General features: G+C 62.8%; 19 protein-coding genes and 1 other RNA gene. 8 read left to right on the plus strand and 12 right to left on the minus strand.

The genetic code is table 11. The features are described 5' to 3' along the window. Positions 1-350 precede the first annotated feature (350 nt). On the plus strand, positions 351-1,049 hold the full coding sequence (locus LDZ28_RS07615) for a Bax inhibitor-1/YccA family protein (protein WP_244825341.1): 699 nt from the start codon (positions 351-353) through the stop codon (positions 1,047-1,049). A 71-nt stretch (positions 1,050-1,120) separates the two neighbouring features. On the opposite strand, the gene rlmD is transcribed toward LDZ28_RS07615, so the two are convergent. From rlmD to surE, 6 genes are all read right to left on the minus strand, one after another. Further along, on the minus strand, positions 1,121-2,539 hold the full coding sequence (gene rlmD / locus LDZ28_RS07620; RefSeq protein ID WP_244825342.1) for a 23S rRNA (uracil(1939)-C(5))-methyltransferase RlmD: 1,419 nt from the start codon (positions 2,537-2,539) through the stop codon (positions 1,121-1,123). Positions 2,540-2,604: 65 nt separating this feature from the next. Further along, positions 2,605-3,381, minus strand: a complete 777-nt coding sequence (locus LDZ28_RS07625; protein WP_244825343.1) for a 3'-5' exonuclease — start codon at positions 3,379-3,381, stop codon at positions 2,605-2,607. A gap of 45 nt (positions 3,382-3,426) precedes the next feature. Further along, on the minus strand, positions 3,427-4,524 hold the full coding sequence (gene rpoS, locus LDZ28_RS07630) for an RNA polymerase sigma factor RpoS (protein WP_244825344.1): 1,098 nt from the start codon (positions 4,522-4,524) through the stop codon (positions 3,427-3,429). A gap of 11 nt (positions 4,525-4,535) precedes the next feature. Beyond that, a complete protein-coding gene (locus tag LDZ28_RS07635) occupies positions 4,536-5,477 on the minus strand; it encodes a peptidoglycan DD-metalloendopeptidase family protein (protein WP_244825345.1) in 942 nt (313 codons plus the stop codon). 5 nt (positions 5,478-5,482) lie between these two features. Beyond that, positions 5,483-6,580: a protein-L-isoaspartate(D-aspartate) O-methyltransferase gene (locus LDZ28_RS07640; protein WP_244825346.1), complete on the minus strand. Its 1,098-nt coding sequence runs from the start codon at positions 6,578-6,580 to the stop codon at positions 5,483-5,485. Then, entirely contained in the window at positions 6,577-7,335 is a 759-nt protein-coding gene (surE, locus tag LDZ28_RS07645) for a 5'/3'-nucleotidase SurE (RefSeq protein WP_244825347.1), read from the minus strand. Before surE ends, LDZ28_RS07640 begins: the two co-directional genes overlap by 4 nt. Positions 7,336-7,438: 103 nt before the next feature. Here surE and LDZ28_RS07650 point away from each other — a divergent pair, with 103 nt between their 5' ends. Beyond that, a complete protein-coding gene (locus tag LDZ28_RS07650) occupies positions 7,439-8,413 on the plus strand; it encodes an NADPH:quinone oxidoreductase family protein (RefSeq protein WP_244825348.1) in 975 nt (324 codons plus the stop codon). Between the two features lie 130 nt (positions 8,414-8,543). On the opposite strand, the gene LDZ28_RS07655 is transcribed toward LDZ28_RS07650, so the two are convergent. From LDZ28_RS07655 to ffs, 6 genes are all read right to left on the minus strand, one after another. Further along, on the minus strand, positions 8,544-9,749 hold the full coding sequence (locus tag LDZ28_RS07655) for a CaiB/BaiF CoA-transferase family protein (RefSeq protein WP_244825349.1): 1,206 nt from the start codon (positions 9,747-9,749) through the stop codon (positions 8,544-8,546). Positions 9,750-9,770: 21 nt separating this feature from the next. Next, complete coding sequence (locus tag LDZ28_RS07660) at positions 9,771-9,995, minus strand: DUF1653 domain-containing protein (RefSeq protein ID WP_045450705.1); 225 nt, start codon at positions 9,993-9,995, stop codon at positions 9,771-9,773. A 22-nt stretch (positions 9,996-10,017) separates the two neighbouring features. Next, a complete protein-coding gene (gene recR, locus LDZ28_RS07665) occupies positions 10,018-10,614 on the minus strand; it encodes a recombination mediator RecR (protein WP_244825350.1) in 597 nt (198 codons plus the stop codon). A gap of 59 nt (positions 10,615-10,673) precedes the next feature. After that, complete coding sequence (locus LDZ28_RS07670; protein ID WP_244825351.1) at positions 10,674-11,000, minus strand: YbaB/EbfC family nucleoid-associated protein; 327 nt, start codon at positions 10,998-11,000, stop codon at positions 10,674-10,676. Positions 11,001-11,118: 118 nt separating this feature from the next. Continuing rightward, a complete protein-coding gene (gene dnaX, locus LDZ28_RS07675) occupies positions 11,119-14,256 on the minus strand; it encodes a DNA polymerase III subunit gamma/tau (protein WP_244825352.1) in 3,138 nt (1,045 codons plus the stop codon). Positions 14,257-14,441: 185 nt separating this feature from the next. Beyond that, positions 14,442-14,540: signal recognition particle sRNA small type (gene ffs, locus LDZ28_RS07680), an RNA gene on the minus strand. A gap of 346 nt (positions 14,541-14,886) precedes the next feature. Here ffs and trxA point away from each other — a divergent pair. The 6 genes from trxA (at position 14,887) to LDZ28_RS07710 (ending at position 21,562) form a co-directional block, all read left to right on the plus strand. Continuing rightward, positions 14,887-15,213, plus strand: coding sequence for a thioredoxin TrxA (trxA, locus tag LDZ28_RS07685; protein ID WP_008349330.1), 327 nt, complete (start codon positions 14,887-14,889; stop codon positions 15,211-15,213). Positions 15,214-15,453: 240 nt separating this feature from the next. After that, positions 15,454-16,719 (plus strand): transcription termination factor Rho, encoded by a 1,266-nt coding sequence (gene rho, locus LDZ28_RS07690; RefSeq protein WP_244825353.1) that lies wholly within the window; start codon positions 15,454-15,456, stop codon positions 16,717-16,719. 211 nt (positions 16,720-16,930) lie between these two features. Continuing rightward, positions 16,931-17,755, plus strand: a complete 825-nt coding sequence (locus tag LDZ28_RS07695) for a zinc-dependent peptidase (protein ID WP_244825354.1) — start codon at positions 16,931-16,933, stop codon at positions 17,753-17,755. Between the two features lie 134 nt (positions 17,756-17,889). Further along, the gene (locus LDZ28_RS07700; RefSeq protein WP_016345518.1) at positions 17,890-18,144 is read left to right on the plus strand and encodes a type B 50S ribosomal protein L31; all 255 of its coding nucleotides are present in this window, start codon (positions 17,890-17,892) and stop codon (positions 18,142-18,144) included. A gap of 256 nt (positions 18,145-18,400) precedes the next feature. Further along, positions 18,401-20,164, plus strand: coding sequence for a glycosyltransferase family 39 protein (locus LDZ28_RS07705; RefSeq protein ID WP_244825355.1), 1,764 nt, complete (start codon positions 18,401-18,403; stop codon positions 20,162-20,164). A gap of 39 nt (positions 20,165-20,203) precedes the next feature. Continuing rightward, the gene (locus LDZ28_RS07710) at positions 20,204-21,562 is read left to right on the plus strand and encodes an MATE family efflux transporter (RefSeq protein ID WP_244828051.1); all 1,359 of its coding nucleotides are present in this window, start codon (positions 20,204-20,206) and stop codon (positions 21,560-21,562) included. Positions 21,563-21,610 lie beyond the last annotated feature (48 nt).

The following is a 21,610-nucleotide window of genomic DNA, read 5'->3' on the forward strand; positions in this document are numbered from 1 at the left end:
CTCCAAAAAATTAACGGTTTACGGATTAAAAGGAATCGACAATTGTAGCATGAAGCAGGGTATGATTGCGATTGAAACCTTACGGCGCCGTAAGGGTCGAACCGTCATACGCCAGCGTGCCTTGAGCGTGTATCGCGCCGAGAAACGTCGGCGCCATTGATTTCGGACCGTGCGGCAGTCATATTGGAGTCGAGCCGCGCTTTGCAAGCGCCTCGCGACATCAGGCACTGCACGAAACCGGAATGGCGCGGGCAACGGCCTCATAATCGCTTAAGTATTCCTACCGTATCATTCGTGTATGACGGATGTAGCGCGGGGCGACGACAGACAATTTGAAGCAAGGAGAAACCATGAACGAATCACCCTACAGTTTTGGACGCAACGGCAGCGTCACTTCGGTCGAGGTGCGCAACCGCGTGCTACGCAACACTTACTGGCTGCTGGCGCTTTCCATGGTGCCGACGGTGCTCGGCGCGTGGGTCGGCGTCGCGACGGGCTTTTCCCTCTTCGCGGCCACCAGCCCGGCAATGAGCTTCATTGCGTTCATGGCGATTGCGTTTGGCTTCATGTTCGCCATCGAGAAAACGAAGAACAGCAGCATGGGCGTGATCGTCCTGCTCGGCTTCACGTTCTTCATGGGCCTGATGCTCTCGCGTCTTTTGAGCTTCATCCTCGGTTTCTCGAACGGGCCGCAGCTCATCATGATGGCCTTTGGCGGCACGGGCGTGATTTTCGCGGCCATGGCGACCATCGCCACGGTCAGCAAGCGTGACTTCTCGGGCCTCGGCAAGTGGCTGTTCATGGGCGTGATGGTCATTCTGCTGGCTGCAGTCGCGAACATTTTCCTGCAACTGCCGGCGCTCATGCTGACGATCTCCGTGCTCGCCATCGTCATCTTCTCGGCTTACATGCTGTTCGACGTGCAGCGCGTCGTGAATGGCGGCGAGACGAACTACATCAGCGCGACGCTCGCCATCTACCTCGATCTATACAACGTCTTCACGAACTTGCTGGCACTGCTCGGCATCTTCGGCGGCAACCGGAACTGATCGAACCGGTGCTTCAAACGAAAAACCGGCCTTCGGGCCGGTTTTTTTGCGCCTTCTTAAATAAAAGCGCTTCAGTCGCGTTCGAACAATGCAATGGATTCGACGTGCGACGTATGCGGGAACATGTTGACGACGCCCGCTCCCTTCATCCGATACCCCGCCTCGTGGACGAGCAGGCCGGCGTCGCGCGCGAGCGTCGCCGGGTTGCACGACACATAAACGATGCGCTTCGGCAGCGAACCCTCGCCGCTTTGAGCGATGTCCGCAAGCGCCTTCGCCACTGCGAGCGCGCCCTCGCGCGGCGGATCGATCAGATATTTGTCGAAGTGCCCGAGCGCGCGCAGATCGTCGGCAGTCACTTCGAACAAATTGCGGCAGGCAAACGACGTATGGCCGTCCACGCCATTGGCCTGCGCGTTTTCCAGCGCGCGCGTGGTCAACGCTTCGCTTCCTTCGATACCCACCACTTCGCGCGACACGCGCGCAAGCGGCAGCGTAAAGTTGCCGATGCCGCAAAACAGATCGAGCACGCGATCGTTCGGTTCCGGCGCGAGCAGGCTCAACGCGCGCGCCACGAGCACGCGGTTGATCTGATGGTTCACCTGCGTGAAATCAGTCGGCTTGAATGGCATGCGGATGTGAAACTCCGGCAGCGTATAAGCCAGTTCGCTCTCGAGCGGATAAAACGGATAAACCGTGTCGGGACCTTTCGGCTGCAGCCAGAATTGCACGCCGGCGTGTTCGTCGGCAAAGGCGCGCAAAAGCGCTTCGTCGGCGTCGTTGAGCGGTTCGAGAATGCGCAACACCAGCGCCGTCACGTCCGCGCCAACCGCAAGCTCGATCTGCGGCATGCGGTCACGAATCGACAAACCGGCTACCAGATGCCGCAGTGGCACGAGCATGGCGGAAACGTGCGGCGGCAGCACCTCGCAGCTCGTCATGTCGGCGACATAGCTGCTCTTGCGTTCATGAAAGCCGACGAGCACGCCGCCCTTCTTCTCTACGTGCCGCACCGTCAGGCGCGCGCGATAGCGATAACCCCACGACGGTCCGTGAATCGGCCGGAACATGGTTTCCGCGCGCAGTTTCGACAAATGCTGAAGATTGTCCTCGAGCACGCGCTGCTTCACGGCAATCTGCGCGCGCACGTCGAGATGCTGCATGGAACAACCGCCGCACGTGCCGAAGAACTGACACTTCGGCTTCGTGCGGATGACCGCTTCGCGCAACACGTTCACCACTTGCGCCTGCTCGAAACTCGGCTTCTTGCGATAGCTCGAATAGCTCACTCGTTCGCCGGGCAGCGCGCCTTCGACGAAGATCACCTTGCCCGGCTCGCCGTTCTCGTTGACCGTGCGGCCGACGCCGCGCGCGTCCATGTCGAGTGACTCGATTTCGATTTCGGGCGCGACGAATGACGGATCGGGCGTAACGGTTTTGGCCGGCGCGGCGCGGCGGCGATGCGAATTTTTTCGAGCGGCTTCAGACACCTGCGTACTTCCTGACTGACGTGTTGGCAAAGGCGAGATTGTAGACGAACGTCACGGCCTCGCACTCACCGGCCGAATGCGGCGAGATACTCGGCCCAATGCGGCGACGCTTCCAGCGCGAGCGCGTTCTTCACGAAGTTGATCTCGTCCGCGTACTCGTCGGGCGTGAGTCCGCCACGCATCATCTGAAAGCGGCAATACATGAGGTAAGTGTTGACGACATCCGTTTCGCAATAGTTGCGGATCTCGTCGATCTGACCATCGCAATAGGCGTCCCACACCTTGCCGCCGTCCATGCCCAGCTTGCCTGGGAAGCCGCACAGTTTGGCGAGTGCATCGAGCGGCGCGTTGGCGCGCGCCTGATACATCGCGAGCACGTCCATCAGGTCGAGATGCCGCATGTGATAGCGGCTGATGTAGTTGTTGAACCTGAACTCGCGATCGTCCTGGCCCAAGTCCCAGTAACGCGGCGCCGCGATGCCATGCACGAGCGCACGATAATGGAGCACGGGCAGATCGAAACCGCCGCCGTTCCACGAAACGAGTTGCGGCGTGTATTTCTCGATCACGCGATAAAACGACTGGATCAGCGATGCCTCGCCATCCGTCTTCGTGCCGAGCGAGCGCACGCGAAAACCGCTGTCGTCGCGAAAGACGCAGGAGATCGCGGCAATGCGTTGCAGATGATGCGGCAAGAAGTCGTTGCCTACGCGCTCGCGGCGCGCGGCGAACGCGCGTTCGGCGACTTCGCGCGCGGACAGATCGTCGGGTAAGTCTTCGAGACGGCGAATGCCGTCGACATCGGGAATGGTCTCGATGTCGAATACGAGAATCGGTGTCATTGAATTCTGGAAACGCGGCGCTCTTTCGAACGCCGCTTTGGAGCGTTAAAGCACGGCGTCCTTGCGCACGCCGTTCGAGGCGAAGAAGCGTTTGAGCCGCACGAGCGCCTCTTGCTGGATTTGCCGTACGCGTTCGCGCGTGAGGCCCATTTCATCGGCCAGTTCTTCGAGCGTGGCGGGTTCGATATGGTTCAGCCCGAAACGCCGTTCGATCACATGCCGATGTTTGTCCGACAGACGCGAAAGCCAGAGCCGCGTGAGCGTTTCCAGTTCGCGGTGCTGAACTTCGGCATCCGGCGACTGGCTTTGATCGTCCGAAAGGAGATCGAGCAGGCTGCTGCCAGGGTCGAGGTCGAGCGGGGCATCGAGCGAAGCCGTGTGTTCGTTGAGCGCGAGGATATCGGTGACTTCCTCCGGCGTCTTGCCGGTGAGATACGCAATATCCTCGATGCTCGCGTCGCGGCGCTCGGGTGCGACGGGATCGGTGGAATTCGCCGAGTTCTTTTCCAGATGACGCTTCGCGCGCAACACTTGATTCAGTTCGCGAATCACATGCACCGGAAGGCGCACCGTGCGCGCCTGATTCATGATTGCGCGCTCGATGCTCTGGCGAATCCACCACGTGGCATAGGTCGAAAAACGAAAGCCGCGCGTGGGATCGAATTTCTCGATTGCGTGCATGAGACCGAGGTTGCCTTCCTCGATCAGATCGAGCAACGGCACGCCGCGATTGAGATAACCCTTAGCGATACTCACCACCAGCCGCAAATTGCGCTCGATCATGACCTGGCGCGCCTCGAACTCGCCCGCCTTGGCAAGACGCGAATAACGCTGCTCTTCCTCGACGGTGAGCAGCGGCTTCACGCTGATGCGATTGAGGTAATGCTGAATGGTGTCGGCCGTCAGTTCGGCCTGCAAAAGAGAGCGAAAGTCGTCGGGTTCGGGCGCGGAATCGTTTGCGCCTTCTCCCGACTCGTCGCCACCCTTTTTACGGTTTTCGCCTTCTTCGTCGGAATCGATATCGACGTCGATGTTTTCGGCATCGTCGTCTCGGGTCGAAGCACCGTCTTCCACCGACACTTGCAACGGTCGGCTGATGGTCTCAGTCTCGGCTTGCGGCTCGCGGCGCTTCGTTTTTTGCATGATGGCTCGCTTTATTGCGGCGGCAAATACTTCAGTGGGTCAACAGGTTTTCCCTGCCGGCGAACTTCGAAATGCAACATCACACGGTCTGAATCGCTGTTACCCATTTCGGCGATTTTTTGACCTTTGGTCACCGCGTCTCCTTCTTTTACCATCAAAGCGCGGTTGTGTGCGTACGCAGTGAGAAAAGTCGCGTCGTGCTTGATGATGATGAGATTCCCGTAGCCGCGCAAGCCATTTCCGGAGTAGACGACCCTGCCATCCGCCGATGCATTGACTGCATCTCCCGGTGCACCGCCAATGTTCAAACCTTTGTTCTTCGCGTCGTCGAATGTGCCGAGAATCGGACCACGCGCCGGCCAGATGAAAGCCGGTTGAGCCGTTGCCGCGCTGTCCACGCCCGGCGCCGGCGTGGTGCCCGCGAGCGCACCCGATGCAGCGCCCGGCGCCGCGCCCATGCCCGACGACGGACCGTAGTACGGCGGCTGCGTCGTTGCACCCGACTGCGGCGTGCCATAGACCCCCGCGCCGCCGTTAAGCGGTTGCGTAGCCACCGCGCCACCCGCGATCGGTGCGGTCGACACGCCCGGCGTCGCCGCTGCCAGATTCGCACCCGGAGGCGCCACGCGCACCAGTTGACCGACTTCGATCTGGTTCGGGTTCGTCAGGTTATTCCACGTTGCGATGTCGTGATAATTCTGACCGTTTTCCAATGCGATCCGATATAGGGTGTCGCCCGGTTTCACGCGAATATAGCCAGGCGGCGGCGGCTGGTTGGCAAGCGCGGCGGCATCCGTGGCGATAGGCGCGCCCGTTCTGTCGACCACCGGCGCTGAATCCATCCGCGACGCACAGGCCGCCAGCATGGACAGCGCAAGGACGCACACACCGCGCTGCGCCGCCGTTAGGCGAACGTCCGCACGCGTTTCTCGCAAAGCACGCAAGATACTCATCGGTTTCAAATCACTCCGGATTTTAAAGGTACAAAAAAAACGCGATCGAGCTGCGACTCCCGCCATTGCGTGGCCGACACGCGCGTGACGAGCGTGAGCACCTGCGACTGCGCGGCCTGCGAGCCCACCGGCGCGACGAGCCTGCCGCCTATCGCCAGTTGTTCGAGCAAGGCCTGCGGCACGTCGAGTCCCGCGCACGCGATCACGATGGCATCGAACGGCGCCGCGGCAGCCAGTCCGAGCCGCCCGTCGCCGTAATGCAGCCGGATGTTCGGCACACGCAGCGGCCGAAGATTGAGCTTGGCGCGTTCGGACAACGGCCGCACGCGCTCGATCGAATAAACCTCGGTCGCGACCTGCGACAGCACCGCTGCCTGATAGCCGCAACCGGTGCCGATTTCCAGCACCTTGTCCAACGTGCGCCCGGCCGCGACCAGTTCGATCATGCGCGCGACGACCGACGGCTTCGAGATGGTCTGATGGTGACCGATCGGCAGCGCGGCATCTTCGTAAGCCTGCGCGGCGAGGCCGGGGTCGACGAACATATGGCGCGGCACGACCGACATGGCGTTCAGCACGCGCGGGTCGGTCACGCCGTTCGTGCGCAGGCGTTCGACCATGCGCTCACGCACCCGTTCCGAGGTGAGCGTCTGTGTGCTGGCGAATGCCACGTTGGGCGCGCCCTTTTTCGTGGCCGTCGATGCCGCGTTCAGATCGCGTCCGGCGGGACGCTGCGCGGTGCGCAATGCACTCGTTCGGGGATGCGGCGCCTGGGCCGGACTGCGATTCGCGCCCGGAACCGGTTTCGCGGTTCCACTTGCCAGTTTGGTAGCGGCCTTGGCGACGGAATTGACGACAGGCTGGGCTACCGAGCGCACCGGAAAAACCGTGGTCGCGGACTTGGCGGATGCCGCCGCACTCGCCGGATTCTTGAGCGCTGAAGCCGCGCCGCGCACACTGCCCGGCTTCGCGGCAGCGGCTTTCGTGGTCGATACCGCCACTGACTTGGCGCGCGCGTCCTGCGTGCGGCCGGCCGGCTTGCGCGGCTCGCGCACGAGGTCCGCGAGCGCCAGCGGGAAGCGCTTGGCGCGCTCGTCGCTCATGAGCGACGGCTCCCGGCTTGCGCCCATTCGCGGGTCTCGGCCATGAGTTTCGTGTGAGTCAGGTCGAGCTGCAGCGGCGTGATCGAAACGAAGCCGTTCGCGACTGCGTGAAAGTCGGTGCCTTCGCTGGCGTCGAGCGCGTCGCCCGACGGGCCGATCCAGTAGATCGGGTTGCCGCGCGGGTCGGTTTGGCGAATCACCGGCTGCGACGGATGCCGCTTGCCCAGACGCGTGACCTTCCACTCGCGCAGTTGGTCGTACGGCAGGCTCGGAATATTGACGTTCAGAAGCGGATGACCCGGCATGGGGTGATCCAGAAAATGCGCGACGATTTCGGCGGCCACGCGCGCCGCATCTTCGAGATGCAGCCAGTCACGCCCGACGAGCGAAAACGCGATCGCCGGAATGCCGAACATGAAGCCTTCGGTGGCGGCCGCGACCGTGCCGGAATAGAGCGTGTCCTCGCCGACATTCTGGCCGTTGTTGATCCCTGACACGACGAGATCGGGCCGCGCTTCGAGCATGCCGGTGAGCGCGATATGCACCGAGTCGGTTGGCGTGCCGTTCACGAAGTTGAAACCGTTAGCCGACTGATGCACGCTCAATGGCCGCGACAACGTGAGCGAGTTGGACGAGCCGCTGCAGTTCTGCTCCGGCGCCATCACCGTTACTTCGCCGAGCGGCTGCAAGGCGTCGTGCAGCACGTTGATGCCGCGCGCCAGGTAGCCGTCGTCGTTGCTGAGTAGGATTCGCATCCGGCGATTGTAACCGAGGAAACATGACGCGCCCACGCTTTGCGGGGTCGCGCACAGACAGCCGTCTGCCCTACACTTGGCGCCAGCCCATCAAGGAGGACACATGCGCGCCGTTCGATGCAACCAACACGGATTACCCGATACGCTCACCGTCGAAACGCTGCCGGATTTGCATCCCGAAGCCGGGGAAATCGTCATCGATGTGAAGGCCGCGAGCGTGAATTTTCCCGATGTACTGATCATCCAGAACAAGTACCAGTTCAAACCGCCGCTGCCATTTACGCCGGGTGCGGAACTCGCGGGAATCGTGCGTGAGGTGGGTGCGGGCGTAACGCGCGTGAAACCTGGCATGCGCGTCGCGGCTTACACCGCGCAAGGGGCATTCGCGCAACAGGCGCGTGCTCGGGAAACGGATTGCGTCGTGCTGCCCGACGACGTCGACCTCGCGCTCGCCGCAGCCTTCACGCTTGCCTACGGCACGTCCTATCACGCGCTCGTGGATCGCGGCGCGCTCAAGTCGGGCGAGACGCTCCTCGTGCTCGGCGCGGCGGGCGGCGTCGGCGTCGCGGCCATTCAGATCGGCAAGATTCTCGGCGCGCGCGTGATCGCGGCGGCATCGAGCGCGGAAAAGCTCGCGTTCTGTCGCGAGCAAGGCGCGGATGAAATCATCGACTATCGAAACGAAGACTTGCGCGAGCGCGTCAAGGCGCTCACCCATGGCCAAGGTCCCGATGTCATATTCGATCCGGTGGGCGGCGCCTATGCCGAACCGGCGTTTCGCAGCATCGGCTGGCGCGGGCGTTATCTCGTGGTCGGCTTCGCCAACGGCGAGATCCCGAAGCTGCCTCTCAACCTCGCGTTGTTGAAGGGCGCGAGCATCGTCGGCGTGTTCTGGGGCGATCACATGCGCCGCGAACACGCGATCGCCGATACCGAATTTGCCACCATGGTCGACTGGATCAAGGCCGGCAAGTTGCTGCCGGTGGTGACCAAACGCTATCCGCTCGATGCAACCGCGCAAGCCCTCGATGACATGATGAACCGGCGCGTGACGGGGAAGATCGTGATCGAGCCTTGAGGCGCTTCGAAGGTTGGTCGTGGGCCACGGTGCATGCGCGACGCCCTGCCCCATGCGCAAGCCGGCACCGGTGTCGCGGCCATCTTCGGGCCGCCGCGAGAGTTCGCGTTTTTTACGCGTAACGACTTCCTCAGATCACGTTCGCCGCACGCAACCGCGCGATGTCGTCCTCGGCATACCCAAGCGACCGAAGCACTTCATCCGTATGTTCGCCGAGTTGCGGCCCGAGCCAGCGCGTCTCGCCAGGCGTCTCGGACAGCTTCGGCGTCACGTTCGGCAGCGTGATCTCACGGCCGTCCTGCCACGGAAAACGCTGCAGCATTTGACGCGCGATGTACTGCGGATCGGTGAACATGTCGGCCACGCTGTAGATACGGCCGGCGGGCACATCGGCGGCGTTGAGGACGGCGAGCGCCTCGTCGATACTGCGCGTCGACAACCACGCGGCGATGGCATCGTCGATTTCCTGCGTGCGCGGCACGCGGCCATCGTTCGAAGCGAGCGCGGGATCGTCGGCGAGATCGGCGCGGTCGATTGCCGTCATCAACCGCTTGAAAATGGGATCGCTATTGCCGCCAATGACGATGCTGCCGTCGCGGCACGGATAGGTATTCGACGGCACGATGCCCGGCAGCGACGCGCCGGTGCGCTCGCGCACCATGCCATAGACGCCGTACTCGGGCACCACGCTTTCCATCATGTTGAAGACGGCTTCGTAGAGCGCGACATCGACCACCTGCCCTTTGCCGCCATTCACCTGTCGATGATGCAGCGCCATCAGCGCGCCGATCACGCCGTGCAGCGCGGCAATGGAGTCGCCAATGGAAATGCCGATGCGCGGCGGCGGTAACTCGGGATAGCCCGTGATATGACGCAAGCCGCCCATCGATTCGGCGATCGCGCCAAAGCCCGGTCTGTCGCGATACGGCCCGGTCTGGCCGTATCCCGAGAGCCGCACCATCACGAGACCGGGGTTTTCGGCAGAAAGCACCTCATAGCCGAGCCCAAGTTTTTCGAGCAAGCCCGGCCGAAAATTTTCGACGACGATATCCGCTTCTTTCGCCAGCCGCCGCACGATCTCCTTGCCCTCTTCGGCCTTCAGATTGATCGTCACGGACTTCTTGTTGCGCGCCTGTACCGCCCACCAGAGCGACGTTCCGCCCACTTCGGGATACAGCTTGCGCCACTTGCGCAGCGGATCGCCGCCCTTCGGATCTTCGATCTTGATGACATCCGCGCCGAATTCGCCCATGAAGCGCGCCGCGAACGGTCCCGCGATGAGCGTGCCGAGTTCCAGCACCTTGACGCCGGCAAGCGGGCCCGTCGATGCGGTCATGTCGTTCGTCTCCGCCAATTTTTAAAGTGGGATGTCGAGTGGCTTGAAGCGCGGCGTGCCGTCGGCGAGCGTCTCGTTGAACATCGCGGCGGGCCGGACCCATAAACCGCGATCATGCGGCCAGAGATGCTCGTAGACGATCATGGCTTCCTCGGTTTCCGAGTGCCGCGCGACGCCGATCACGCGATACAGCCCGCCCTTGTAATGACGATGCGTCGCGAGCGCGAGTGCTTCGGTTTCTGTCATCGATGCAGTCCTTGATCTTTTCTCACACCGAGCGGCGGTCGAGCATCGCGCGGGCGATGGTGCCGGCATCGACGTATTCGAGTTCGCCGCCCACCGGTACGCCGCGCGCGAGCCGCGTGACCTTCAGCCCTTTAGACTTGAGCGTCTGTGCCAGATAGTGCGCGGTCGCCTCACCTTCATTCGTGAAGTTGGTGGCAAGCACCACTTCATTCACGGTGCCGTCGAGCGCGCGGTTGATGAGCCGCTCGAAGTGGATTTCCTTCGGCCCGATGCCGTCGAGCGGACTCAGCCGGCCCATCAACACGAAGTAGAGCCCGCGATACGTGAGCGTCTGCTCCAGCATGATCTGATCGGCCGGCGTCTCGACGACGCATAGGAGCGCGGAATCGCGTTCTTCGTCGCTGCATACTTCGCAGATGTCGGCTTCTGTGAAGGTATTGCACTTCTCGCAGTGCTTCAGATGCCCGGTCGCGAACAACAGCGCGTTGCCGAGTTTGTCGGCGCCCGCGCGGTCGTGCTGCATCAGGTGATACGCCATGCGCTGCGCCGACTTCGGGCCGACGCCGGGCAGCGCACGCAGCGCTTCGACGAGCGCCGACAAGGCGGATGGTTGTTTCATGTGTCCTCATGGGCGGGCCGAAAGCGCGGCAAACGCCGCGTGCGCCTTCGGCCACGCGCTTAAAACGGCAGCTTGAAGCCGGGCGGCATGGGCATGCCGGCCGTCATGCCGCCCATCTTTTCCTGCGTGGTGGCTTCGGCCTTGCGCACGGCGTCGTTGAACGCGGCGGCAACCAGGTCTTCGAGCATGTCCTTGTCGTCGGCGAGCAGGCTCGGGTCGATCTGCACGCGGCGCACGTCGTTCTTGCAGGTCATCGTCACCTTGACGAGACCGGCGCCGGACTGGCCCTCGACCTCGATCAGCGCGAGCTGATCCTGCATCTTCTTCATGTTTTCCTGCATTTGCTGAGCTTGCTTCATCAGCCCGGCGAGTTGGTTCTTCATCATGATTCGGCTCCTTGAAACGGATAGTGCGTATGACGGGCAGACGCTCAGGCGAAAATGCCCGTGCGCCCGGTTGATTCGTTCGCGGCGCGGCTTCTGACGGCGCGCCTCGCGGGATGGCTTATCTTACAGAAGACGCGCCCGAAGGATTCGCGCCCGTTGCGGCAACCGGCTTGATCGATCCCTGCACGATGCTCGCGCCGAAATCGCGAATGAGCGATTGCACGAACGGGTCTTGCCTGATTTCCTGCTCGGCTTGCTGCTGGCGTTTCGCGCGTTCGGCGGCGTCGAGCGCGGCGGCGGTGCGGCGTGCGGGCGCAACCGACACATTGACCTCGAGCGCGCGGCCGAGTTTCTCCGTGAGCGCGGTCTTGAGCTTGGCGACTTGCGCGGCGTCCGCGTATTGCGGCACGGGAACGACGAGCGTGAGCGAACTGGCGTCGCAGGCGGTCAGTTCGCTGTTGAACGCGAGCTGGTATGCGATGCCCTTGAGCGGCAGATCGACCGCGAGCGTCGCCCATTCTCCCGCGATGCCGATAGGGTCGAGCGGCACGGCGGGCGGCAGCGGCGTGGCGTCGATCTTCGGCGCGGGCTTCGCTGCGGGCGCGGGTTCGTTGCCGAAGCGCATGTCGTCCGGTGCGCTATCGAACGCGGGCATGTAGCCGTCGTCGGGAGCGGCGGAGAAGTATTCATCCTCCGATCCGGGCGGCGGGTAGTCGTCGGGCGGCATGTCTTCCCAAGGAGGGATGACCTTGGGGCTTGCTTTCGCGTTGGCGTCATTGCCGGCGCGAGCGGTATTGTCGACGCTGGCGTTCGTGTTGGTGTTGGCGCTACCGTTGCCCTTGCTGTCGACGCGAACGTTGCCGCCCACGCCGGCGCTGCGCCCGCGAACGCCATTGTCGAAGCCGACGTTGCTCCCGCCAATGGCTACAGCACCCGCGTTGTCTGCCGCGGGCGTCGCCTGTACGTCAGAGCCCGCGCTGGCGCGCGGCGCGGCGCGGCGCGGCGTCGGCACGGGAACCGAGGGCTTCGGCACGGCAAGTTTCGTTGCAGCAGGAGCGCCCGCTGGCGCGGCCGCCGCGCCTCTTCCACCACGATCCGATGAAAGTCGCATGCCCGCACTACGCAATACTTCGAGCGCGTCCCTCGCGCCACCTGCGGCGCTGCGCGGCGCGACTGATCCGGCAGACGGCGACACGGTTTCGGACGCGCCATTATTAGAAGCCTCGTCTACAGCTTGCCGAGCCGCGGCAGAAAGCGGCGCCGATGCGACTGGCACTTCGTCAAACACAACGTCTCGTGCATTCCCGACAGCAGACGGCGTATTGGCCTGAACGATCTCTCCTGTGCCTTGAGCGAGCGGCGATTCGGCGGCCTCAGCTACAGAAGGCGAATCGGCAGAGTCGGCCTTCCGCACATCTGAAGATGCGGCGCTCGGCGTGGCCGAATCGAAGTCTTTCCGCGCCACTGGTGCATCGCTTGAAGATGCGATGGTGTTCAGAGGCGCGGCCGAATCGGCAGCGGCCGCGGCATCCCGCGCGCCTAAAGGCGTGGCGCTATCTGCAACAGGAGCGGGATTGGCAGCGGCCGTCTGCGCGCCTGAAGATGCGGCGCTGTCCGACACTAAAGCTGAATGACCGACGTCCGCTCTCGATGCGCTTGACAAGCCAGCCGTGTTTGCAAGCGCAGTCGAATCGCCAGAGGTCGCGTTCTTCGCGCCCGAAGGAGCGGCACTTCCTCCAGCGTCCGGCAAGTCCGCGGAACCGGCGTAAGCCGCACGCGATGCCGCATCCGCCATCGCCGATTCTCGTGCATCGGACGCTCCGACTGGCTTCGCGACTGATTCAGCCGATTCGACGCTGCGTTTCGCTTCAGCGCCCGCAAGCTCGTCGGATGCGTCACGTGGCCCGACCTTCGCCGAGCTCGCAGACCGTGCGCCGTGCTTATCCAATGTCGAAACAGCCGCTTCACCCCACTCAGCCAACTTCTCAAAAGAACGGTCGCTAATCTGGTGCCGCGCGCCCGCTCGATCCGCCAAAACTCCATCGCGAGCCACCGGTGCCGGCGCCACGGCCCGCTCCGCCATAGCTCCCGCGAGCGCCGCATTGCGCGCGCCCTTCACGCTTTGCGGCGCGCTCACCACGAGCCCGCCACCGCCACCTCCGCCCGGCCCGCCAGCGGGTTCGAACGCGAGCATGCGCAGAAGCGTCATGGTGAAGCCCGCGTATTCATCCGGCGCGAGGCCCAGCTCGCTGCGCCCGACGGTCGCGATCTGATAGAACAACTGAACCTGTTCGGCCGACAAGCCCTCGGCGAATCGACGAATATCTCCCGCCTCCGGCCACTCGTCCAGCACCGATGCCGGCGCGAACTGCGCCCACGCAATCCGATGCAGCAAGCTCGCCAGATCCTGCAACGCGGTCGAGAACGATAGACTGCGCAAAGCCATTTCATCGGCGATGGCGAGCACGCCAGCGCCATCGCTTGCGGCGAGGGCATCGAGCAGGCGGATCAGATAGCTTTGATCCAGCGCGCCGAGCATGCCGCGCACGGCTTCCTCGGTCACCTGATTGGCTGAATAGGCGATAGCCTGATCGGTCAGCGAAAGCGCGTCGCGCATGCTGCCGTCCGCCGCGCGCGACAACAACCGCAGCGCCTGCACTTCGAACGCAATGCTCTCTTGCTGGAGGATGTTCTCCAGATGCGACACGATATGTCCCGCGGGCATCTGCTTCAGATTGAACTGGAGGCAGCGCGACAGCACGGTGACCGGAATCTTCTGCGGATCGGTCGTGGCGAGAATGAACTTCACATGGGGAGGCGGCTCTTCCAACGTCTTCAACATGGCGTTGAACGCGTGGTTCGTGAGCATGTGCACTTCGTCGATCATGTAGACCTTGAAGCGCGCGTCGACCGGTGCATAGACCGCGCGCTCGAGCAGCGCCGCCATTTCGTCGACACCGCGATTGCTCGCCGCATCCATTTCGACGTAATCGACGAAACGGCCTTCGTCGATTTCCCGGCAAGCGCGGCACACGCCGCACGGCTTCGAGGTCACGCCGGTTTCACAGTTGAGCGCTTTTGCAAAGATGCGCGAAAGCGTGGTCTTGCCGACGCCGCGCGTACCCGTGAAAAGATACGCGTGATGCAGGCGGCCACCGTCGAGCGCGTGCGTGAGCGCACGAACGACGTGCTCCTGGCCGACGAGCGACTCGAACGATTTCGGCCGCCATTTGCGTGCGAGAACTTGATAGGTCATGCGCGAAATTGTATCAGCAACGACTAGCGGCAAACGCCGCCGAAAGCGGCTGTCCGGCGCATCCGGAGCACGCGTGAAGATGCGGATTCAAGTCGCGTAGATGCGAGCGAATCGACTAAAAACTAGAGGAGAGTGAAGCAGAAAACCGCGGAGATTGAAGCCGGAAAAACGCAAATAAAGCGGAAGGTGACGAGCCCGACCCTCGGCACTGGTGGAAAGCGGCTGTGGCTGCTTCGTTCCCGACCTGACCAGGTTGACCGCGCCACCATGCGAGGAGGCCCGTCACGTCGAATCATATCACGCCGATAGCCGCGCCCGATAGACCTCGCGAGCACGTCGCCGACTGCATGCGGCTCCGCTTGCATTTGCCCGAATGCGCCTCCAATTGAGCGATGAAGGGCTGCGCGACGGCGCCTATCGGCATCGGCGACAGATAGCAAATTAAGCTAAGATGAGCGTTGAATCACGTGCGGCGCATGCTTCATCGTCCATGCGGCTAGTCCGCAAGGCTCGTCAGACGTGGTAAGCCGGCTTCGTCTCGCCCAAGCGGCGACGAAAATCTTTTACTGTTTTGGTGTATCGTGGCGAGCATTCAAACGCGGGCCTCGAATCAATAGAGGTATTCAGACAATGAGCGAATCAATCAAGCACATCAGCGACGCATCTTTCGAACAAGACGTCGTCAAGTCGGACAAACCTGTTCTGCTCGATTTCTGGGCCGAGTGGTGCGGTCCGTGCAAGATGATTGCCCCGATCCTCGATGAAGTCGCAAAGGATTACGGCGATCGCTTGCAAATCGCGAAGATCAACGTCGACGAGCATCAATCGACTCCGGTGAAGTTCGGCGTGCGCGGTATTCCCACGCTGATCCTGTTCAAGAACGGCGCAGTGGCCGCGCAGAAGGTCGGCGCGCTGTCGAAGTCGCAGTTGACCGCGTTCCTGGACAGCAACCTGTAATAGCTCGACCGGTTCGGAGCCAGCATCGTCGGCCTTTGAACCGCGCTTGAACCACGGCGCCGATGTTGTCCACCGACAACATCGGCGCCAAAGCCCCGCCCCCGGCCAACCTAAGGCCCGCGTCGCGTGTGCTATGCTAGAATTACAAGAGTTCAAGAAGTACTAAGTCCTAGAGCGGTTCCGCTCACCTCTTCTCCCAAATCTTTCTGTCGTACCTCTTCTCCCTGGCGGGAAATCCGTATGCATTTATCCGAGCTCAAGTCTCAGCACGTGTCTGCACTGATCGAGATGGCCAATGGCCTCGAGATCGAAAATGCGAACCGCCTGCGCAAGCAGGAACTCATGTTCGCCATACTTAAAAAGCGCGCCAAGGGTGGCGACACGATTTTCGGCGACGGCACGCTCGAAGTGCTGCCCGACGGCTTCGGCTTCTTGCGTTCACCCGAGACTTCGTATCTCGCGAGTACGGACGACATCTATATCAGCCCGTCGCAGATTCGCCGCTTCAATCTGCACACCGGCGACACCATCGAAGGCGAAGTGCGCACGCCGAAAGACGGCGAGCGCTATTTCGCGCTGGTGAAGGTCGACAAAGTCAACGGGCAGCCGCCCGAGGCCTCGAAACATAAGATCATGTTCGAGAACCTCACGCCGCTGCATCCGAATAAGCCGTTGCCGCTCGAGCGCGAAATGCGCGGCGAGGAAAACGTCACCGGCCGGATCATCGACATGATCTCGCCTATCGGCAAGGGCCAGCGCGGTCTGCTCGTGGCGTCGCCGAAGTCGGGCAAGACGGTGATGCTTCAGCACATCGCGCATGCCATCAAGTCGAACCACCCGGATATCGTGCTGTTCGTGCTGCTCATCGACGAGCGTCCGGAAGAAGTCACGGAAATGCAGCGTTCGGTCAAGGGCGAAGTGATCGCTTCCACCTTCGACGAACCTGCCGCGCGCCACGTCCAAGTCGCGGAAATGGTGATCGAAAAGGCCAAGCGCCTGGTCGAAATGAAGCACGATGTCGTGATTCTGCTCGACTCCATCACGCGTCTCGCGCGCGCCTACAACACGGTCGTGCCGGCCTCGGGCAAGGTGCTGACGGGCGGTGTCGACGCCAACGCGCTGCAGCGTCCGAAGCGCTTCTTCGGCGCCGCGCGCAATATCGAGGAAGGCGGGTCGCTCACGATCATCGGCACCGCGCTGATCGAAACCGGCAGCCGCATGGACGACGTGATCTACGAAGAGTTCAAGGGCACCGGCAACATGGAAGTGCACCTGGAACGGCGTCTCGCGGAAAAGCGCGTGTATCCGTCGATCAATCTGAACAAGTCGGGCACGCGCCGCGAGGAACTGCTGATCAAGCCGGACCTGCTGCAAAAGGTTTGGGTGCTGCGCAAGTTCATTCACGACATGGACGAAGTCGAAGCCATGGAATTCCTGCTCGACAAGATCCGTCAGACGAAGAGCAATTCCGAGTTCTTCGACTTGATGCGGCGTGGTGGCAGCTGATTTGCCATTCGCTTCTGCGTCGAGAAAAAACCGCCCGCCTTCGGTCAGGCGGTTTTTTTATGTCGTCACTGTCGGCTGATGTCGATTCGCGTTTGCCGGCCACTCTATCCGCGTGGCGACAGCTCCAGCCGATCCCGCAAGCAGCGCATTCTGCCCACGATCGTCCCCCATCCGTACAATCCGGTCTATCGCGCTTCCAACGCCTCAATCGATGACCAATCCCTTCACCCGCTGGTTCGGCGCGCAACGCCGCGAGCGCACGCTGCGCAAATACGCGATCGACGAAAGCCTGTGGCGGCGCACCCTCGATGCCTATCCGTGCTTCGGCCACCTGAATCCGGCCGACCTCGAACGTCTGCGCGAGACCGCGAGTCTCTTCATCGCGCAAAAGGAATTTTCGACCGCGCACGATCTCGAACTGACCGACGCCATGATCGTCTCCATCGCCGCGCAAGCCTGTCTGCCCGTCCTCAACCTCAGTCTCGACCTTTATCGCGGCTGGGTCGGCGTGATTGTCTATCCGGGCGAGTTCGTCATCAAAAAGACGGTGGAAGATCAGGACGGCGTCGTGCACGAAGTGGAACACGATGCCAGCGGCGAAGCATGGGAAGGCGGCCCGGTCGTGCTCTCGTGGGAAGATGCCCAGATGGCCGATGGCGCCGACGCCTACAACGTGGTGATCCACGAATTCGCCCACAAGATCGACATGGTGAACGGCGAGGCCGATGGTCATCCGCCGCTCTATCGACGCTGGCACGCGCCGCTCGACTCGACCGCATGGGCCGATGTCTTCGATAACGCCTATGACCAATTCTGCGCCCGCGTCGACGCGGTGCCGCAGCGCCGTTTCGGCCGCTTCGAGCGCGAATCGCTGATCGATCCCTACGCGACGGATCATCCATCCGAGTTTTTCGCGGTCTGCAGCGAGGCGCTGTTCGTTACGCCGAAACCCTTCGAAGCGGAGTATCCCGAGATGTATCGCCTGCTTGCGCGCTATTACCGGCAGGACCCGGCGGGCGTCGGCGCCCTCTTCTAAAGCTTTCCAAAAAGATGTCAAGGGTCTGATTTTCTGGCATAATCGCCGTTTTTCGACCCTAGGCAAGTGACTCGCACGAGCGCCTTGAACTCAAGACGCAACGGGTTGGCTACCGCCAGATACCAGGAAAGACCATGAAAGAAGGCATTCACCCGAATTATCGCGAAGTGCTGTTCGTCGACATGTCGAACGACTTCCGTTTCGTGACCCGCTCGACCATCCAGACGCGCGAAACCGCCGAATTCAACGGCAAGTCGTACCCGCTCGCGAAGATCGAAGTGTCGTCGGAATCGCATCCGTTCTACACCGGTCAGCAAAAGATCATGGACACGGCAGGCCGCGTCGAGAAGTTCAACAACAAGTTCGCTCGCTTCTCCACCAAGAAGTAAGACGGACCACCGCTTCAGCAAAAAGGGCAGCTCTGGCTGCCCTTTTTTGTCTCTGCCGTTTCCATGATGCTGCACGGCAAAACGGTAAGGGTTGTTGCACGGCGTTACCGCGAGCCCGTCGACACCGACGCACTCCGAGGCGCGCGTCTACAATGCCGGATGCTCTGGCCCCCGCCGCGCTTGGACGCATCTGGCAACCTACCCGCACGCACCAACGCACGGCGCACTGCCCGTTTCTCTCGATAAGCCCTCACGCATGCGATCTGTCGTTCGTCTGACCGCCTCCGCCACCAGCGCCCTGCCGCGCTGGCTGCTGCTCGCCATCTGTATCGTCTACGCGTCGTTCGGGCTGTTCGGCCGCGACCCGTGGAAGAACGAGGACGCGGCGGGCTTCGGCGTGATGTGGACGATGGCCAACGGCGACGCGCGCGACTGGCTGCTGCCCAATCTCGTCGGCAAGGCGCTCACGGGCGACGGCCCGCTGATGTACTGGCTCGGGGCATCGTCGATCCGGATCCTGAGTCCGTGGGTCGATGCCAGCAACGCCTCGCGCGTGGTCACGGGCCTGCTCTTCACCATCGCGTGCGCGTTCGTCTGGTACACGGCCTATCTGCTTGGCCGGCGCGACGAAGCCCAGCCATTCAAATACGCGTTCGGCGGCGAACCCGAGCCGCGCGACTACGGCCGCACGCTCGCCGACGGCGCCTTGCTGATTCTCCTTGCCTGCTTCGGGCTCGCCGAGCGCGGTCACGAAACCACGCCGCAGCTCGCGCAGTTCGCCGGCACCGCGATGCTCATCTACGGCCTCGTTCGCAGCATCGACAAGCCGATTCACGGTGCGCTCGTGTGGGGCGCGGCAATCGGCGTGGTCGGCTTGTCGAGCTCGCCCGTGCTGGTGTTCGCGCTTTTGCTATGCACGCTTGCAATGACCATCATCGTGCGTCAGGTGCGCGCCGCGCCGCTGCTGATCTACGGCCTGCCCGTCGCCGTCGTGCTGATCGCCGTGTGGGTGCTGCCGACGCTGCATTTCTTCCCCGACGACGGCGAATGGTGGCTGCGTCAATGGTGGCGCAACAGCTTCGACACGTTCTCCGGGCCGCCGTCGCTCGTGTTCGGCTACGCGATGAAGAACCTGCCGCTCTTCACCTGGCCCGCCTGGCCGCTTGCAATCTGGGCCTTCGTGAGCTGGGGCGGCATGCGCCGCTCGCCGCACGTCGCCGTGCCCTTATCCGTGATCGGACCGCTGCTCGTGCTCGTCGTGCTGCAGGCGCGCGAAACCAATCGCCTCTTCTTGCTGCTGCTGCCGCCGCTGTCCGTGCTCGCGACTTTCGCGCTGCCGACCTTGAAACGCGGCGCGATCAACGCGATCGACTGGTTCGCCATGCTCAGTTTCACGATCATCGGCACGCTCGTCTGGCTCGTGTGGACGGCCGGCATGTTCGGCTTTCCCGCGCCCATGGCCCGCAATCTCGCGCGCCTCGCGCCCGGTTTTCATCCCGAATTCAAGCTCATTTCGTTCGTCTGCGCGGTCGCGGTGACGGCGTGCTGGTTCCTGCTCGCGCGTTGGCGGCTTGCACGCCATCCGAAGGTGCTGTGGCGCAGCGTCGTGCTATCGAGCGCGGGCACCACGCTGATGTGGGTCTTGCTCATGACTTTATGGCTGCCGGTCGTCAACTACAGCCGGACGTATCGCGATGTCGCCGAGCAGATCGCCGATCATCTTCCGCCCGACTACAACTGCATCTCGCCCGCGCGTCTCGGCGACGCGCAGATCGCCACCTTCGCGTACTTCGGCGGTATGCACTTCGCGTTCGACGAAGATTGCGACGTGGTGCTGCGTCAGGATCGCGCGGATTACGGCGATCCGCCGTCCATCTCGGCGTTCGAATGGAAGCTCGTCTGGGAAGGCCGGCGCGTGGCCGACCGCGACGAGCGCTTCCGCCTCTACGTGCGCATTGCGCGCCCCACGCCGCCGGTCAAGAAGCCGCTGCGTCCGAAAAGCCTGCGCCGGGTGCAATAACGCATGGGCGCCGCCGTGTCTTCCAAAGCCGCCACGGGCATGCTGAGCGATGTCCGCAAGATCGGCGCGCTTGCCTGGCCCGTGCTGATCGGCCAGCTTGCGGTGATCGCGTTCGGCGTGATCGATACCGCGATGGTCGGCCGCTTCTCCGCCACCGATCTCGCGGCGCTCGGGCTCGGTTCGTCCGTCTATATCTCGGTGTATATCGGCTTGACGGGCATTCTCGTCGCGCTCCAGCCGATTGCCGGGCAACTCTTCGGCGCGGGCCGCGAGGCGGAAATCGGCGAGGAAACGCGGCAGGCGCTGTGGCTCGCTTCGGTACTCATGGTGATCGGCTTCGTGCTGCTCTACTTTCCCGAACCGCTGCTGAGTCTCGCGAAAGCGCCGCCCGCGCTGCATGACCGCACGGTGGACTACTTGCGCATTCTCTCGTTCGGGCTGCCCGCGAGTCTCGTGTTTCGCGTGTATAGCTCGCTGGCGAACGCGGTCGGCAAACCGCGGCTCGTGATGTTTCTGCAAGTCGGCGGGCTCGTGCTCAAGTTTCCGCTCAATACCTGGTTCATCTTCGGCGGTTTCGGCGTGCCTGCGCTCGGCGGTCCCGGCTGCGCGCTTGCGAGCACGCTCATCAACTGGGCGCTCGCCATCGTCGGAATCACGGTGCTGCTGCGCGTGGAATTCTTCCGGCCGTTCGGCATCTTCGCGCGCTTTTGCTGGCCCGTGTGGAAGCGGCAGATGGCGCTGCTGCGTCTCGGCATTCCGATGGGGCTTTCGTATCTCATCGAAGTGACGTCGTACACGTTCATGGCGCTCTTCATCTCGCGCTTCGGCACGACCACGCTCGCGGGACATCAGATCGCGGGCAACCTCGGCGCGGTGCTCTACATGACGCCGCTTGCCATCGGGATCGCGTCGTCGACGCTGGTGTCGCAGGCGCTCGGCGCAAAGCGTCTGGACGACGCGGCCTCGATCTCGCGGCACGGCATCGGCATGGCATGCGTGCTGGCGCTGGTGTACGGCGTGATCCTGCTTGCCGCGCGGCCGCAGATCATCGCCGCCTACACGCCTGACGCCCACGTGATCGCCGCCGCGATGCCGCTCGTCTTCATCATCTTCTTCTATCACCTCTGCGACGCGCTGCAGATCACCACGGCGTTCATCCTGCGGGCCTACAAGGTCACGCTCGTGCCGACCGTCATCTACGCGATCGCGCTGTGGGGCATCGGCCTCGGCGGCGGCTATCTGCTCGGCTTCGATGTCGGCGGCATGGTGCCCGAGTGGCTGCAAGGCGCGCGCGGATTCTGGATAGCCAATACGGTGAGTCTCGGCGTGGCGGGCATCGGCCTCTTTCTGTACTGGCGGCGCGTGAGTACGCGGCATCGCAACTTAGCGACGCGCTGAGAATCGTCGAAATGCGTCAACGCAACCGATTCGTCGCAAGAATGGCGT

Origin of the sequence: Caballeronia sp. TF1N1 (assembly GCF_022878925.1) — a bacterium.
GTDB lineage: Bacteria > Pseudomonadota > Gammaproteobacteria > Burkholderiales > Burkholderiaceae > Caballeronia.

Bases quoted from the DNA above. Each gene is read 5' to 3' on its own strand.
- dnaX (WP_244825352.1), bottom strand. From the start codon at position 14,256: ATGACCTATCAAGTTCTCGCACGCAAATGGCGGCCGAAATCGTTCGAG.
- LDZ28_RS07705 (WP_244825355.1), top strand. From the start codon at position 18,401: ATGCGATCTGTCGTTCGTCTGACCGCCTCCGCCACCAGCGCCCTGCCG.
- LDZ28_RS07655 (WP_244825349.1), bottom strand. From the start codon at position 9,749: ATGACCGCATCGACGGGCCCGCTTGCCGGCGTCAAGGTGCTGGAACTC.
- LDZ28_RS07670 (WP_244825351.1), bottom strand. From the start codon at position 11,000: ATGATGAAGAACCAACTCGCCGGGCTGATGAAGCAAGCTCAGCAAATG.
- recR (WP_244825350.1), bottom strand. From the start codon at position 10,614: ATGAAACAACCATCCGCCTTGTCGGCGCTCGTCGAAGCGCTGCGTGCG.
- surE (WP_244825347.1), bottom strand. From the start codon at position 7,335: ATGCGAATCCTACTCAGCAACGACGACGGCTACCTGGCGCGCGGCATC.
- LDZ28_RS07640 (WP_244825346.1), bottom strand. From the start codon at position 6,580: ATGAGCGACGAGCGCGCCAAGCGCTTCCCGCTGGCGCTCGCGGACCTC.
- rho (WP_244825353.1), top strand. From the start codon at position 15,454: ATGCATTTATCCGAGCTCAAGTCTCAGCACGTGTCTGCACTGATCGAG.
- LDZ28_RS07650 (WP_244825348.1), top strand. From the start codon at position 7,439: ATGCGCGCCGTTCGATGCAACCAACACGGATTACCCGATACGCTCACC.
- LDZ28_RS07615 (WP_244825341.1), top strand. From the start codon at position 351: ATGAACGAATCACCCTACAGTTTTGGACGCAACGGCAGCGTCACTTCG.
- rpoS (WP_244825344.1), bottom strand. From the start codon at position 4,524: ATGCAAAAAACGAAGCGCCGCGAGCCGCAAGCCGAGACTGAGACCATC.
- LDZ28_RS07660 (WP_045450705.1), bottom strand. From the start codon at position 9,995: ATGACAGAAACCGAAGCACTCGCGCTCGCGACGCATCGTCATTACAAG.
- trxA (WP_008349330.1), top strand. From the start codon at position 14,887: ATGAGCGAATCAATCAAGCACATCAGCGACGCATCTTTCGAACAAGAC.
- LDZ28_RS07700 (WP_016345518.1), top strand. From the start codon at position 17,890: ATGAAAGAAGGCATTCACCCGAATTATCGCGAAGTGCTGTTCGTCGAC.
- LDZ28_RS07635 (WP_244825345.1), bottom strand. From the start codon at position 5,477: ATGAGTATCTTGCGTGCTTTGCGAGAAACGCGTGCGGACGTTCGCCTA.
- LDZ28_RS07695 (WP_244825354.1), top strand. From the start codon at position 16,931: ATGACCAATCCCTTCACCCGCTGGTTCGGCGCGCAACGCCGCGAGCGC.
- LDZ28_RS07710 (WP_244828051.1), top strand. From the start codon at position 20,204: ATGCTGAGCGATGTCCGCAAGATCGGCGCGCTTGCCTGGCCCGTGCTG.
- LDZ28_RS07625 (WP_244825343.1), bottom strand. From the start codon at position 3,381: ATGACACCGATTCTCGTATTCGACATCGAGACCATTCCCGATGTCGAC.